Here is a 13,834-nt window from a genome sequence, read left to right as displayed (position 1 = left end):
AGATTGTGTCCGAAGTCAAAGTAACTTTGGACAAGGAGGAGTCAAAAAAGCAAGATGGTGTCCGAAGTCAAAGTAACTTTGGACAAGGAGGAGTCAAAAAAGCAAGATGGTGTCCGAAGCCGAGGAGGCACCTTTGGACAGGTCGCAGCCAAAAGAGCAAGAAGATTCCGAAGTCGTGTAAACTTTTGACAAGGCGCAACCAAAAAGAGCAAGAACGAGTCCGAAGTCGATGCACCTTCGGACAGGTAGCAGCCAAAAAACTAAGAACGAGTCCAAAGCAGTGCCAAGTTCGAAATAAAAGCGGAGAGATATCTATTAACAACAAAAGTAAAAGGTCCTTTTTAGAGTCCTCTTTTTAAAGATACATCCCTATAATAAAAAATGGTAAGTGTTCCTCATAGAAAAAAAAGCCCAAATCCGCTACAATAGGTATGTTATGTCAGGCAAGCAAATGGAGGTGCGTTTTGGCCTTGGATAATAAGAAGAAAAAGAAGAGGCAAGTTCCTTTTCGATTAAATATGCTATTTTTTGTTGTATTTTTACTGTTTTCTATTCTCGTATTACGCCTTGGTGAATTGCAAATTGTCTTTGGTGAAGATTTTCAGCGTGAATTGGCAAGGACGGAAGATATTACCATCAGCAATCCTGTTCCAAGAGGGAAAATGTATGACCGTTATGGAAAGGTAATTGTTGATAACACTCCGTTAAACGCAATTACCTATACAAAGTATCAGGGTGTCGATCAAAAGAAAATGCTGGATACAGCAGCAAAACTTGCAAAAATAATCAATAAAGATACATCCAAAGTCCGTGAAAGGGACAAAAAAGACTTTTGGATGATGAAGCATCCAAAAGAAGCAAAAGCAAAGATTACAGAAAAAGAATGGAACCAATATAAAGAAAAAAAATTGGATGACAAACAAATTTATAAACTCCAATTAAAAAGAATCACGGATCAAGACTTAGATTCACTCTCTGCTGATGATTTAAAAACACTAGCTATTTTTAGAGAGTTTAATAGTGGATATGCTCTAACTCCACAAATAGTAAAAAATAAAGACGTAACCCCAGAAGAATATGCAGCTGTCAGTGAAGACCTGGAGAACTTGCCAGGAATTGACACGACAACAGACTGGGAAAGAAACTATGTTTTTGGTGATACTCTAAAAACAATCCTAGGTGATGTGTCTTCATCTGAATCCGGATTGCCTAAGGATGAATCAGAGAAATATCTGGCCCAGGGTTACAGCCGTAATGACAGAGTCGGGACGAGCTACTTGGAAAAGAAATATGAGGATGTCCTGCATGGTCAAAAGGCAAAAGTGAAAAATGTAACAAATAAATCCGGAAAAATTATTTCTACAGAGGTCGTTTCAGAAGGGAACAGAGGGAATGACCTTGTCCTAACGGTTGATATGGATTTGCAGACCCAAGTGGAAAAAATTATCGAGGACGAAATGTGGGCAGCAAAAAGATCCGGAAATACAGGGCTTATGGATCGCGCCTTTGTAGTGTTAATGGATCCACATACTGGTGAAATTCTCACGATGGCGGGCAAGAAGATTGCTAGAAATCCTGAAACAGGAAAACTAGAAATGCAGGATTATGCATTGGGCACTTTTACTACCTCTTATAACGTAGGTTCGGCAGTTAAAGGTGCGACAATCTTAACTGGTTATAAGACAGGAGCCATTAAGCCTGGTGATTCTCTTGTTGATGAACCATTAGTTATTGCTAAAACTCCAGTTAAAAAATCGTGGAAAACCTTTGGCCGGATTAATGATCAAAGAGCTTTACAGGTTTCATCTAACGTCTATATGTGGAAAACAGTGATTGCAATGGCGGGTGGACATTATGCACCAAATAAAGCACTTCCATTAGATCTTTCCACGTTTGATACGATGCGCAAGTCTTTTAATCAGTTTGGCCTTGGTGTAAGAACTGGCATTGATTTGCCTAATGAAACGCCAGGTGTTGTTGGACCAGAAAGAAAACCTGGTTTATTGCTTGACTTAGCGATTGGCCAGTATGATATGTATACGCCACTGCAGCTTGCTCAATATGTGTCAACTATTGCCAACGGCGGCTATCGTGTTCAGCCGCATATGGTAAAAGAAATCCGCGAGCCAGAACAGGATTCTAATGAATTAGGACCAGTTATTGAAGAGATTCAACCAAAGGTGTTAAACCACTTGGATATGAAGGATGAATGGATTAAACGGGTTCAAGATGGATTTCGCATGGTCTTTCAGGTTGGTGATGGTACAGCAACCGGCTATTTTAGAAGTGCAACGTACAACCCGGCTGGAAAAACAGGCACGGCTCAGGCTTTCTATTATGGGACAGATCGCTCTAGATGGGGCACACCAGTTATGAACCTAAGTCTTGTCAGCTTTGCGCCATATGATAATCCAGAAGTTGCCATGGCGGTAGTTGTTCCATGGGCATATCAAGGAAACACAGGACCAGCAGTAAATGATTTAATCGGCAGACGGGTTTTAGATGCCTATTTTGACTTGAAAAAAAATCGTCAAGTGGCTACAGATCCTGCTCAAACCAATAATCAGACGACTCAACAAACACAAGAACAGCAAAATAATCAAAATACACAAAGAACAGACGAATCTCAAGTCAATGAAACCAATCAACAAACCGGCGAAACCCAAACAAATCAATAGATTAATAGAATTTGGAACACTTGTCTCATCTGAGGCAGGTGTTTTTTTTATGAAAAGATAAAAGTACTGGCTCTGAGAATTGTCTAGCTCCAGCACCCAAGCGGCTAGTGTCCTTCGCTCTCCGCCCTACGATAAGTCAAGCACGAATGCGCCTCCAGCTCTTCGTGTTTCCTTTATCTCAGTTGGAGAGACTCCACAAGGAATGCTTCGGGAGCATGGGCATCGCACGAAGGAAAAGCGTTAGCTTTTTCAAGGAGGCCATACGCCGCTGACCAGGGCGCTTCCGCTTTTCTAATTTACAAAGTCTCAACAATCATTTACAGAATATTTACATTGTATTAAAACCCTCTTTACAGTCCGAATTTATGATTAAAACTGTAAGAAGAAAAAATAAAAACAATTTTCGTAGGGGGAATTAAGGAAATGAAAAGTTTGAAACGGTTGAGCCTTTTTACACTACTTACAGCTTTAATGGTTTTTATGGCTGCTTGTGGTGGCGATAAAACTTCTAATAAAAGCGGTGAAGAAAAAGATCAAACCAAAAAGACAGAAGAATTATCAGGTTCTTTAGTCATTTCCGGATCATCCGCGATGCAGCCATTAATTGCAGCGGCAGCAGAAGAATTCATGAGCGAACACTCCAAAGTTGACATACAGGTTAATGCGGGCGGTTCAGGGACAGGCTTATCACAAGTAGCCGAAGGATCTGTACAAATCGGTAACTCAGACGTATTTGCAGAAGAAAAAGAGGGAATTCCAGCAGATCAGCTAGTAGATCATAAAGTGGCAGTTGTCGGAATGACCGCAGCTGTAAATCCTAAAGTTGGTATAAAAGACATTTCTAAAGAAGACTTGATTAAAGTTTTTACAGGGAAAATTAAAAACTGGAAAGAACTTGGCGGGAAAGATCAAAAGATTGTCCTAGTAAACCGTCCTGATTCATCTGGTACTCGTGCGATTTTCAACAAATTTGCCCTTGATGGAGCCACTCCAGCAGAAGGGATCACCGAAGATTCATCCAATACGGTGAAAAAGATAATTTCTGAAACAGATGGGGCCATTGGATATCTAGCATTCTCCTATTTCACAGATAACACTGTTACTCCACTTTCCATTGACGGAGTGAAACCAACAGCAGAAAATGTACAAAATGGCAAGTTCCCTGTTTGGGCCTACCAGCATTCTTATACAAATGGTGAGCCAGATGGACTGGCAAAAGCATTCTTAGAGTTCCTTATGTCTGATGATATCCAAAACAAATTATTAGATGAACAAGGATACCTTCCTGTTACAAAAATGAAAGTGGAACGGGATGCAAAGGGAAATCAAAAAAATATCTAGTTTCTGAAATGAGGGTAGGGGTAAGTGCCCAAGGCATTTTCCCCTATGATGTAACTGACGAAAGGGCTGGTGAATATGGAAAGGCTTATTCCAGCTAATGAGAGATTATTAAAATCAAGAAAAAAGGTCTGGGGCAGTGAACTCCGCGGAAAAATCATTGTCATGATTTGCGCCGGGATCATGATCTCTACCACAATCGCAATCACTATTTTTCTTGGAATAAAAGGAATTCAATCTTTTACAAAAAACGATGTGAGTTTACTAGAATTCTTGACTAGTTTGAATTGGAATCCGACCAATAAGGAAAATCCAGAATATGGAGCATTGCCGTTTATTTTCGGTTCCTTTGCAGTCACGTTTTTATCGGCACTTATTGCAGCACCACTTGGAATTGGCGGGGCTATCTTTATGACAGAAATTGCTCCTTCATGGGGAAGGAAAATTCTCCAACCGGTTATTGAACTATTAGTTGGAATTCCATCCGTTGTTTATGGTTTTATTGGACTTTCCGTTTTAGTTCCCTTTATTAGGGAGCATGTAGGCGGTCTGGGATTTAGTTTATTAACAGGGACGATTGTACTGTCGATTATGATTTTACCAACAGTGACTACGATTGCAACAGATGCAATGAGTTCGTTACCTAAAAATCTCCGTGAAGGGTCGTATGCTCTTGGGGCCACCAGGTGGCAAACGATACGGAAAGTTTTGATACCCGCTGCTATGCCTTCTTTACTTACAGCCATTGTCCTGGGTATGGCACGTGCATTTGGTGAGGCGTTGGCAGTACAAATGGTGATAGGAAATGTGAGAGATCTACCATCCAGCATTCTGGATGCGTCAGCAACATTAACAACGATCATTACTTTAAATATGGGACATACCACTTATGGAAGTGTTGAAAATAATACATTATGGTCAATGGGACTTATATTATTGATCATGTCCTTTGGGTTTATTCTCCTGATTCGCTATTTGTCATCAAGGAGGAAAATGTAATGAAAAGTAAAACGACCGATCGGATTGCTACAGGCATCTTTATATTAATAGCAGCCATTATTATTACAGTTCTATTGGGATTGTTATCCTATATTTTTATGAACGGCTTTAAACATATTTCACTTGATTTTTTGACCTCTCCATCCAGTAATATTCGCTCAGGTGGAGGGATCCGTGATCAATTATTTAATTCCTTCTACATTCTATTCATTACCATGCTGATTACGATTCCAATGGGAATTGGCGGAGGAGTCTACATGGCTGAATATGCCAAACCTGGGAAGTTGACGGACTTGATTCGTTCTTGTATTGAGGTGTTGGCTTCACTGCCATCTATCGTGATTGGCATGTTTGGTTTACTGATGTTTGTTAATGTCACCGGATGGGGTTACACCATTTTGGGAGGGGCATTGGCTTTAACAGTGTTCAACTTGCCAGTGATGGTTAGGGTAAGTGAAGATGCCCTCCGTTCAGTCCCACGTGATTTAAAAGAGGCAAGTCTTGCCTTAGGAGTAACACATTGGCACACGATTAAGACAGTTCTGATTCCGGCTGCATTTTCCTCGATTTTAACAGGAGCCATTTTAGCCTCAGGTCGTGTATTTGGTGAAGCTGCAGCGTTATTATTTACATCTGGGCTATCAACACCAAGATTGGATTATGCGAATTGGAATCCATTTTCCGATCAATCGCCATTAAATATTTTTAGGCCTGCAGAAACCCTGGCCGTTCATATCTGGTCGGTTAATACACAAGGATTAATCCCTGATGTAGACGTTGTTTCTAGTGGTTCAGCAGCTGTGTTGGTATTATCTGTTCTAATCTTTAATTTATCGGCAAGATTTATCGGCAGTTTGATTAATAAAAAAATTACCGCAACTAAATAAAGGTGGGAGATAGGATGGTGACCGCAATAAAAGAAAGACATCATGAAAAACAAATCATTTCACCGGATATCCTTTTGAATAAAGAATCTGTACTTAGCATCAATCAATTGGAGATATTTTATGGAGATAAACGTGCAGTAAATGGAATTTCAATGGAGATTGATAAAAACTCTATAACTGCGCTTATTGGACCGTCTGGCTGTGGAAAATCAACATTTTTACGTAGTATCAATAGGATGAATGATTTAATACCAGGAGCAAGGGCAAAGGGGGAAATCATATACGAGGGGCTCAACATTCTGTCTGAGCAAATCGACGTTGTCTCATTGAGGAAAGAAATCGGAATGGTGTTTCAAAGGCCCAATCCTTTCCCAAAATCCATTTACGAAAATATTACTCATGCCCTAACATTTTCTGGTATCAAAAAAAAATCTCAACTCGATGAGATTGTGGAAGAAAGCTTGCAAAAAGCGGCATTATGGGATGAGGTCAAAGATCGCCTCTATAAATCTGCCCTTTCGCTCTCTGGCGGACAACAACAGCGTCTATGTATTGCCAGAACTATCGCGATGAAGCCAAGCGTCTTGTTATTGGATGAACCTTCCTCTGCTCTTGACCCTATATCCAATGCCAAGGTGGAGGACTTAATTGTGAATTTAAGAAAAGATTATTCCATTATTATTGTTACTCATAATATGCAGCAAGCATCAAGGATTTCAGACCAAACTGCATTCTTCTTAAACGGAGATTTGATTGAATATGATGACACGGAAAAAATCTTTACGAATCCATCAGTAAAACAAACGGAAGATTATATCTCCGGTCGATTCGGTTAGGAGGAAACACAGTGACAATAACCACGTTAACCAGAGAAATATTTAATGTTCAAGATCTGAATTTGTGGTATGGGGAACATCATGCATTAAAGAATATCAATCTCCCAATCAATAAAAAAGAAGTGACAGCGATTATCGGTCCATCAGGTTGTGGCAAATCTACGTTTATTAAGACACTTAACTTGATGATTAATATGGTTCCTCATGTAAAAATGACGGGAGAAATTCAGTTTAATGGAAAAAATATACTAAATGGAAACACCGATCTGGTAGAACTTCGAAAGCAAGTGGGAATGGTGTTTCAAAAAGGCAATCCATTTCCACAGTCTATTTATGATAATGTTGCCTATGGACCGAGAATTCATGGCAGAAGGAGAAAAACAGATCTGGATGAAATTGTTACGAAATCTTTAATGGATGTTGCGTTATGGGATGAGGTAAAAGACCGCTTGCATTCACCTGCATTCGGATTGTCAGGTGGCCAGCAGCAAAGACTATGCATAGCCAGGGCCTTAGCCACAAAACCTGATGTGCTATTAATGGATGAGCCAACTTCAGCTTTAGACCCTGTTTCTACTTTGAAAATAGAAGAGCTCATCTCTGAATTAAAAGAGAAATATACGATTGTCATTGTTACGCATAATATGCAGCAAGCTTCGAGAGTTTCAGATAAAACGGCCTTCTTTTTAATGGGGGAAATAATTGAATTAGATTTAACTTCTACTATATTCTCCATGCCAAAAGATTCAAGAACCGAAGGATATATTACAGGGAGATTTGGATAATGGGGTGTGGGTTATGAAAACGAGAGCGAATTTTGATCATAATTTACAACAGCTTAAGGAATCACTTTTACAAATGTCGGCAAAATCTGAATTAGCGATTAAAGATTCAATGGTAGCCTTGCTAAATCAGGATTTAGACTTAGCGCATAAAGTGATTCAGAGCGATAATGATATCGATCAAATGGAACAGGATATTCACGATAAAGCATTAATGCTGATTGCTAGAGAATCACCTGTAGCAAAGGACCTTAGAAAAATAAGTGTGGCTTTAAAAGTGTCATCTGAAGTGGAACGGATGGGTGACATGGCCGTAAATATTGCTAAATCTGTAATACGAATAGGTAATCAAACATATTTGTCACCACTTAAGGATATTTCGAAAATGATGGAATCTGTGGTAGAAATGGTTACTGATTCCATTACAGCCTATTATGCTGAAGATATAGATCTTGCGCAAAAATGCGCGAAAAAGGATGACCAAGTAGATGAAATGTTTGGGGTGATTATTGGGGAATTGCTTAGCCAAATTCCTAGTAATCCAAATTCGATGAATCAAATCATTCAATTATCTTTTGTTTGTCGGTTTTTAGAGAGAATTGCTGATCACTCCACCAATATCGTTGAAAATGTTATTTTTCTTGAGACAGGGAAACTTTATAATTTGAATGCATAATTCATTACTGCAAGATGAGTCAGTTGGCTCATCTTTTTTGTAATAGGAGAACTCTCCTATTAGGCATTAGTGTGCATCTGTGTCTAAAGGTTTATAAATCGGAGAGTTGGCTTATGTCGAATGATAGCCGTACAAAATATGACAAATTGCGTTTATTGTATGCCTCCACATCTAATGTTACGATAAAAATAAGTTATTTATAGGAATAATTTGTTTGCAATAGCATATATTGATTGTTTGCAGATTGGAGGAAATCATGAACATAACAGAAACCTATCAACCTAAAAAGGGAGAATTATATGCAAAGCTGATTACTCCCAAAAGAATGCTACTTTTTTGGGATACATCTGAAACCGCTAAGAGCATTTTTGAACTCTATTTTGGGATGTGTTTTGATAAGCTGGTTCCAATTGTGAGAATTTATGATGTAACGGACATACAGTTTAACGGAAAAAATGCCCATCACTACTATGAAATTGTAGTACCTTATCAACATGGCTATTGGTTTGTAAAAGGTTTAGCGGCTAATCGAAGTTATGTGGCTGAATTGGGAATCTATCAATCTGTTAATCAATTTTTCCCCTTGTTACGTTCGAATTGTATTCAAACTCCCTCCTTTGAAGATATAAGCGCCGTGGTGAATCATGATCTGATCCAACTCCAAAAATATGAAGAAACTACACCAAAATGGACTGATTTTGTCAGTACCTACAGTTACTATGGAGAGTCGAAGAATATGGAGGGAAATCATGAATAGATCCCTGATTCAGGATGAAATAAAGGTGAGAGCTGTAGGGGGCTGGAAATTGAAAATATTATTACTTTGTTGGGAATACCCTCCAAATGTAGTTGGCGGGCTCTCGAGACATGTTCATGGATTAGGAGTTCACTTGGCTAATCAGGGGCATGAAGTTCATATACTAACTGCCGGAAATGGGAATCTGCCTTCAGAAGAAATAGTTGATGATGTAAGGATTCATCGAGTGACACCGATTAATGATTTAGATGACGATTTTTTATCATGGGTTGGCGGTCTAAATCTGGCAATGGCCTTTAAGGCAGAAATGCTTTCGGATGAAATCAACTTTGATCTGATTCATGCGCATGATTGGCTGATTGGTGCAGCCGCTATTCACCTGAAAAATTCCTTGGGTATTCCGTTACTTACGACGATTCATGCAACTGAACACGGGCGGAGCAATGGGACCCTTAATCAATGGCAAAAGTTTATTCATGAAAAAGAATGCCAATTAATTGAACATTCAGATCATATCATTGTTTGTAGTGAATATATGAAAGAAACACTTCTATCAGTTTTTGCTGCTGCTAATGAACCTATTGCGGTTATTCCTAATGGTATTGATGAACCTATTGTCAAATTTAGGGCTGGGGATCTTTTTCCTGAACTGAACGGAAAAAAATTTATTTTTTCGGTAGGGAGAATGGTGAAAGAGAAAGGATTTGAAACCATCATTGAAGCGGCGGAAATTTCCAGGGAAACCAATCAGGATTATTTCTTTTTAATTGGTGGAAAAGGGCCTATGTTGGATTCTTATCAAAAAATGATCACGGAAAAAGATCTGCAAGATTATATAAGCTTTGCAGGTTACCTATCTGATGAACAAAAAAATGCTTTACTGGCTGATTGTGAGTTGGCAGTCTTCCCAAGTCTTTATGAACCCTTTGGAATCGTGGCACTGGAAGCAATGGTTCATGGGAAGGCAACGATTGTATCTAATACAGGGGGGTTAAAAGGAATTATCAAGCATGAATATTCAGGATTGCTTATGGAACCTGGTGACGCTCGGAGTATGTTAGAACAAATTGCCTTTTTATCCCATCACCCCAGAATGTCTGCTGAAATTGGAAATAATGGGAGAGACGTTGTCAAAAGTTTATATGGCTGGAAACGAATTGCCTGTGAAACGGCCAGAGTGATGGAAGATGTTGTTTTAAAGTCACGGATTAATGAAGAGATGGAACCCGAAAATCAAATGATCAGAAGGTATGGTAAATGATGAATGTAATTGAGACGAATAAAAGTTCCCTGTCCTCATTATCGTTTAAGCATGTTGAGTTTGTTACAGGCATCTGGATAAAAGGAAAATGTATCTGGCTCCAAAATTGCACTGAAAAAGTATTGGTTGAAGAAGGAATCGTTTTTAAAATAAAGCATGAACAAGTCCACTCAAGAATCAGATATACGACCATTTATGTTAGCAATTTCAGTAATGGACCTAAGGAATTGAAAATAGTAGGAATGCATTATATTCCAGATTTTAACCATTTAGCATTTGTATCACCTTCAGATCAACGCGTTTTCCATATAGCAGATGATAAGATACTATTGGTGAATGGACGGTGCCAAGATTCTTTCGTAAAAGAGTACACGACTATTCCGCTGTGGACTGCCCGTTCTGACAAAATATGGAGTTCTTTGCAAACCGGTATTCTAAAGTACCAGCCAATGGCAAAAGGACCTGCAGCAAGTATTTTAGCTTTTGATTTGAAGCTTGGAGCGCATGAAACAAAAAAATTTAATACGTGGGAAATAATTGGCACCAATAAAAATGAAATACTTTCAATGGAAAAAGCATTAATGTCAGTTTAGACCGAAAAACACACTAGCATTTCCTTTTGAAAAATGATATTATAGAAAAGTCGTATGAACGAACAGCTTAATCGTTTGGAGGGAAATAAACATGCGTGTGAATATTACGTTAGCTTGCACTGAGTGTGGAGACCGTAACTATATTTCAAACAAAAATAAACGTAACAATCCAGATCGTCTTGAGCTTAAAAAATATTGCCCAAGAGAAAAGCGTACTACAGTGCATCGCGAAACAAAATAAACAGCAGGTCTTTCCTGCTGTTTTTTTGTTATCCAAAAATGGGAAGGGGAGAAAACTTTGTTTTCCAATAAAAGCGAGATTCGGGCTGTATTAAAAGAAAAACTTGCCGGGATTACTAAACCTATTTATGAGGATTACTCCTATAAAATTGCTCGACAATTGTATGAAACGGAAGAATGGAAATATTCAAAGGTCGTGGGGATAACCATCTCAAAACAGCCTGAAGTGGATACCTATCAAATTATCCGCAAAGCATGGGAAGAAGGCAAAACGGTCGTTGTGCCAAAGTGCCATCCCAAGGATAAAAGTTTAATCTTCCGAACACTTACAAAGTTTTCACAGCTAGAATCGGTTTATTATGGATTATACGAGCCAATTGAAACACAGACTGATGCAGTAGATCCCAATGAAATTGCCCTGTTGATTGTACCGGGGTTAGGCTATACACCACAGGGGTATCGTCTCGGCTTTGGGGGCGGATATTATGATCGTTTTTTAGCTCAATACTCCGGAAGCACACTCTCACTTGCTTTTCATGAACAAATCATCCCACATTTTCCTATTGAGGAATACGATCTGCCTGTTGCAAAAATAATTACACCAAACCAAATCGTTTTAACAAAGTAGTGTAAAAATTTTCCTTTATTATTTTATAAACAGGGGTGGCAGGATATTGCTGCATTCTTTATCGCGTTCAGGAGGAGTTGCCGCCATTTTGGTGGGCATCGCCGTTTATGTAGGGTTTGAAGCCAAGGGGTTATTAGTTTTAGGAGCATTTTTTGTCAGTTCGAGTCTGTGGTCAACCTATAAAAGTTCGTCCAAAAAGAAAATCGAAGAAAAATTAGAAAAAGGCTCTGCAAGGGATTGGCGCCAAGTTGTGGCTAATGGCGGTGCAGCAGCACTTTTTAGTCTTTTTTATTATGTACATAATGATCCGACATGGTTAATAGGATTTTTGGCAAGTATATCCAGTTCTAATTCGGATACGTGGGCTTCCGAAATAGGTAGTTTGAGTAAAAGGGATCCTATTTTTATCCGAACATTCAAACCTGTTGATAAAGGGACTTCGGGGGCGATCAGTAATCTCGGAACAATAGCTGCTATTGCAGGTGCCCTATTTATTGCATTCCTCGGGTTGAGGTTGTTTTCTTTGTCAATCTACACTGCACTGATTATTTTTAGCTTTGGTTTTTTCGGAAATGTAATTGATACATTAATTGGGGCTTTTTATCAAAAGGTATATATATGCCATACATGCGGAATTCAGACAGAGAAAAAGAGCCATTGCGGCAAAGCAACTGAAATGTTTAAGGGGTTTTGGTTTGTCGATAATGATATGGTTAATTTTCTTTCAGGTTTCCTCGCGGCCATCATAGCCATGTTTTGGTTTCAATTTTTAGGTTAATTAGGTATAAATACGACATAGGGGGATGAATAAGAATGAAAAATCGTGTAAAACGTGTTGCAGTAATTGGGACTGGGTTTGTGGGTTCAAGCTATTCGTTCGCGCTACTGAATCAGGGGATAACAGACGAATTAGTTTTAATTGATTTAAATAAAGAAAAGGCCGAAGGCGATGCAATGGATTTAAATCATGGGCTTCCGTTCGCTCCTTCTCGTACGAAAATTTGGTATGGCGGTTATGAGGAGTGCGGTCAGGCTGATATCGTAGTGATCACCGCAGGAGCGAATCAAAAACCTGGTGAAACCAGATTGGATTTAGTTGAGAAAAATACCAGCATTTATAAAGGCATCGTATCTGAAATAATGGCTAGCGGGTTTGATGGAATTTTTATTGTTGCTGCAAATCCAGTTGATATTTTAACTTATGCTGTTTGGAAATTTTCTGGATTTCCAAAGGAACGAGTCATTGGTTCGGGAACGATTTTGGATACAGCCCGTTTCCGTTTCCTATTAGGGGAGTATTTTGATGTGGATACACGTAATGTCCATGCCTATATTATTGGGGAGCACGGTGATACTGAGCTGCCTGTATGGAGCCATGCTGATATTGCAGGCACTTCGCTTTCAGAATGGACCAAAAATAATTCCGAATTTAATCAGGAAGATCTTGAACAGATTTTTATTAATGTAAGAGATGCGGCATATCACATCATTGAGCGAAAAGGGGCCACATATTATGGAATCGCCATGGGCTTAGTAAGACTGACAAAGGCCATTCTGCAAAATGAAAACTCCGTTTTAACCGTTTCTGCTTACCTTGATGGAGAATATGGGCAGAAGGATATCTTCATTGGAGTACCAACAGTCGTAAACCGAGATGGCATTAGAGAAGTGGTTGAACTTGATTTAAATGATGCGGAAAATGAAAAATTTGCGCATTCTGCTTCTGTTCTGAAAGAAACAATGGCTTCAGTCTTTAATAAATAATCCTTTTTATAGAAATTTTGGATAAAACTTTTGTGATCATCACACACTAACATAAGGAGGGTTGATGATGACAAGAATGTTAACATCCATTTTCATGATTGGCTCAATCGGTTATTTTGCTTACAGGTATCGGTATCGGCTTATTAATGTGCTCCTTGGATCAAGCTGGGTTCGCCGCCTAGCTGTCGGATCTATTATGGGTCTGCCAGGTGTAAAACAAAAAATGATGCAAACTGTGTTCGGAGGACCATCTGACTGGTGAAAAACCACAGATGGTTTTTTTTCGAGTAAATATGTCAATAAATCATATTTTTAAGATGATTCATTAAAGGAATCCGTGTTTTTCGTTTATAATGAAAGACAGTAGTGAAAAGTGGATATAATGGAACATTATA

General features: G+C 38.9%; 16 protein-coding genes. All 16 read left to right on the top strand.

Annotated elements, in window-relative coordinates; genetic code table 11:
* Nucleotides 1–359 (top strand): hypothetical protein (locus tag ACI3K6_RS14445; protein WP_435555378.1); only part of this gene is annotated, 359 nt, incomplete at its 5' end.
* Nucleotides 360–518: 159 nt separating this feature from the next.
* Nucleotides 519–2,678: a peptidoglycan D,D-transpeptidase FtsI family protein gene (locus ACI3K6_RS14440; protein WP_435555382.1), complete on the top strand. Its 2,160-nt coding sequence runs from the start codon at nt 519–521 to the stop codon at nt 2,676–2,678.
* A 423-nt stretch (nt 2,679–3,101) separates the two neighbouring features.
* The gene (locus ACI3K6_RS14435; RefSeq protein WP_435555377.1) at nt 3,102–4,019 is read left to right on the top strand and encodes a phosphate ABC transporter substrate-binding protein; all 918 of its coding nucleotides are present in this window, start codon (nt 3,102–3,104) and stop codon (nt 4,017–4,019) included.
* Between the two features lie 75 nt (nt 4,020–4,094).
* Complete coding sequence (gene pstC / locus ACI3K6_RS14430; protein WP_435555376.1) at nt 4,095–5,015, top strand: phosphate ABC transporter permease subunit PstC; 921 nt, start codon at nt 4,095–4,097, stop codon at nt 5,013–5,015.
* On the top strand, nt 5,015–5,902 hold the full coding sequence (gene pstA, locus ACI3K6_RS14425; protein ID WP_435555375.1) for a phosphate ABC transporter permease PstA: 888 nt from the start codon (nt 5,015–5,017) through the stop codon (nt 5,900–5,902). The genes pstC and pstA overlap by 1 nt, the downstream gene beginning before the upstream one ends.
* A 14-nt stretch (nt 5,903–5,916) precedes the next feature.
* Nucleotides 5,917–6,738, top strand: a complete 822-nt coding sequence (gene pstB / locus ACI3K6_RS14420) for a phosphate ABC transporter ATP-binding protein PstB (RefSeq protein ID WP_435555374.1) — start codon at nt 5,917–5,919, stop codon at nt 6,736–6,738.
* Between the two features lie 11 nt (nt 6,739–6,749).
* A complete protein-coding gene (gene pstB / locus ACI3K6_RS14415; protein WP_335480125.1) occupies nt 6,750–7,523 on the top strand; it encodes a phosphate ABC transporter ATP-binding protein PstB in 774 nt (257 codons plus the stop codon).
* Nucleotides 7,524–7,536: 13 nt separating this feature from the next.
* On the top strand, nt 7,537–8,196 hold the full coding sequence (phoU, locus tag ACI3K6_RS14410; RefSeq protein WP_335480128.1) for a phosphate signaling complex protein PhoU: 660 nt from the start codon (nt 7,537–7,539) through the stop codon (nt 8,194–8,196).
* Between the two features lie 256 nt (nt 8,197–8,452).
* Entirely contained in the window at nt 8,453–8,953 is a 501-nt protein-coding gene (locus ACI3K6_RS14405) for a DUF4912 domain-containing protein (protein WP_435555373.1), read from the top strand.
* Nucleotides 8,946–10,214 (top strand): glycosyltransferase family 4 protein, encoded by a 1,269-nt coding sequence (locus ACI3K6_RS14400; protein WP_435555372.1) that lies wholly within the window; start codon nt 8,946–8,948, stop codon nt 10,212–10,214. The genes ACI3K6_RS14405 and ACI3K6_RS14400 overlap by 8 nt, the downstream gene beginning before the upstream one ends.
* A complete protein-coding gene (locus ACI3K6_RS14395) occupies nt 10,211–10,807 on the top strand; it encodes a hypothetical protein (RefSeq protein WP_435555371.1) in 597 nt (198 codons plus the stop codon). Before ACI3K6_RS14400 ends, ACI3K6_RS14395 begins: the two co-directional genes overlap by 4 nt.
* 91 nt (nt 10,808–10,898) lie before the next feature.
* Nucleotides 10,899–11,048: a 50S ribosomal protein L33 gene (rpmG, locus tag ACI3K6_RS14390; RefSeq protein WP_082692947.1), complete on the top strand. Its 150-nt coding sequence runs from the start codon at nt 10,899–10,901 to the stop codon at nt 11,046–11,048.
* A gap of 57 nt (nt 11,049–11,105) precedes the next feature.
* Nucleotides 11,106–11,675 (top strand): 5-formyltetrahydrofolate cyclo-ligase, encoded by a 570-nt coding sequence (locus ACI3K6_RS14385; protein WP_435555370.1) that lies wholly within the window; start codon nt 11,106–11,108, stop codon nt 11,673–11,675.
* A gap of 46 nt (nt 11,676–11,721) precedes the next feature.
* Nucleotides 11,722–12,453 carry a DUF92 domain-containing protein gene (locus ACI3K6_RS14380; RefSeq protein WP_435555369.1) on the top strand — a complete coding sequence of 244 codons (732 nt, stop codon included), beginning with the start codon at nt 11,722–11,724 and terminating at the stop codon, nt 12,451–12,453.
* 35 nt (nt 12,454–12,488) lie between these two features.
* Nucleotides 12,489–13,439: an L-lactate dehydrogenase gene (locus tag ACI3K6_RS14375; protein WP_435555368.1), complete on the top strand. Its 951-nt coding sequence runs from the start codon at nt 12,489–12,491 to the stop codon at nt 13,437–13,439.
* Between the two features lie 67 nt (nt 13,440–13,506).
* The gene (locus ACI3K6_RS14370; RefSeq protein WP_335480143.1) at nt 13,507–13,701 is read left to right on the top strand and encodes a hypothetical protein; all 195 of its coding nucleotides are present in this window, start codon (nt 13,507–13,509) and stop codon (nt 13,699–13,701) included.
* The last annotated feature ends 133 nt before the right edge of the window (nt 13,702–13,834 follow it).

Source organism: Neobacillus solisequens (assembly GCF_051233465.1).
Taxonomy (GTDB): domain Bacteria; phylum Bacillota; class Bacilli; order Bacillales; family Cytobacillaceae; genus Neobacillus.
Note: the sequence above shows the minus strand (reverse complement) of the source record. Positions and strands in the feature narration are given on the sequence as shown.

Excerpts from the sequence above, each read along its gene's own strand:
- rpmG (WP_082692947.1), top strand. The coding sequence starts at position 10,899 with ATGCGTGTGAATATTACGTTAGCTTGCACTGAGTGTGGAGACCGTAAC.
- ACI3K6_RS14405 (WP_435555373.1), top strand. The coding sequence starts at position 8,453 with ATGAACATAACAGAAACCTATCAACCTAAAAAGGGAGAATTATATGCA.
- pstB (WP_435555374.1), top strand. The coding sequence starts at position 5,917 with ATGGTGACCGCAATAAAAGAAAGACATCATGAAAAACAAATCATTTCA.
- pstA (WP_435555375.1), top strand. The coding sequence starts at position 5,015 with ATGAAAAGTAAAACGACCGATCGGATTGCTACAGGCATCTTTATATTA.
- ACI3K6_RS14400 (WP_435555372.1), top strand. The coding sequence starts at position 8,946 with ATGAATAGATCCCTGATTCAGGATGAAATAAAGGTGAGAGCTGTAGGG.
- ACI3K6_RS14435 (WP_435555377.1), top strand. The coding sequence starts at position 3,102 with ATGAAAAGTTTGAAACGGTTGAGCCTTTTTACACTACTTACAGCTTTA.
- ACI3K6_RS14395 (WP_435555371.1), top strand. The coding sequence starts at position 10,211 with ATGATGAATGTAATTGAGACGAATAAAAGTTCCCTGTCCTCATTATCG.
- ACI3K6_RS14370 (WP_335480143.1), top strand. The coding sequence starts at position 13,507 with ATGACAAGAATGTTAACATCCATTTTCATGATTGGCTCAATCGGTTAT.
- ACI3K6_RS14375 (WP_435555368.1), top strand. The coding sequence starts at position 12,489 with ATGAAAAATCGTGTAAAACGTGTTGCAGTAATTGGGACTGGGTTTGTG.
- phoU (WP_335480128.1), top strand. The coding sequence starts at position 7,537 with ATGAAAACGAGAGCGAATTTTGATCATAATTTACAACAGCTTAAGGAA.
- ACI3K6_RS14440 (WP_435555382.1), top strand. The coding sequence starts at position 519 with ATGCTATTTTTTGTTGTATTTTTACTGTTTTCTATTCTCGTATTACGC.
- pstC (WP_435555376.1), top strand. The coding sequence starts at position 4,095 with ATGGAAAGGCTTATTCCAGCTAATGAGAGATTATTAAAATCAAGAAAA.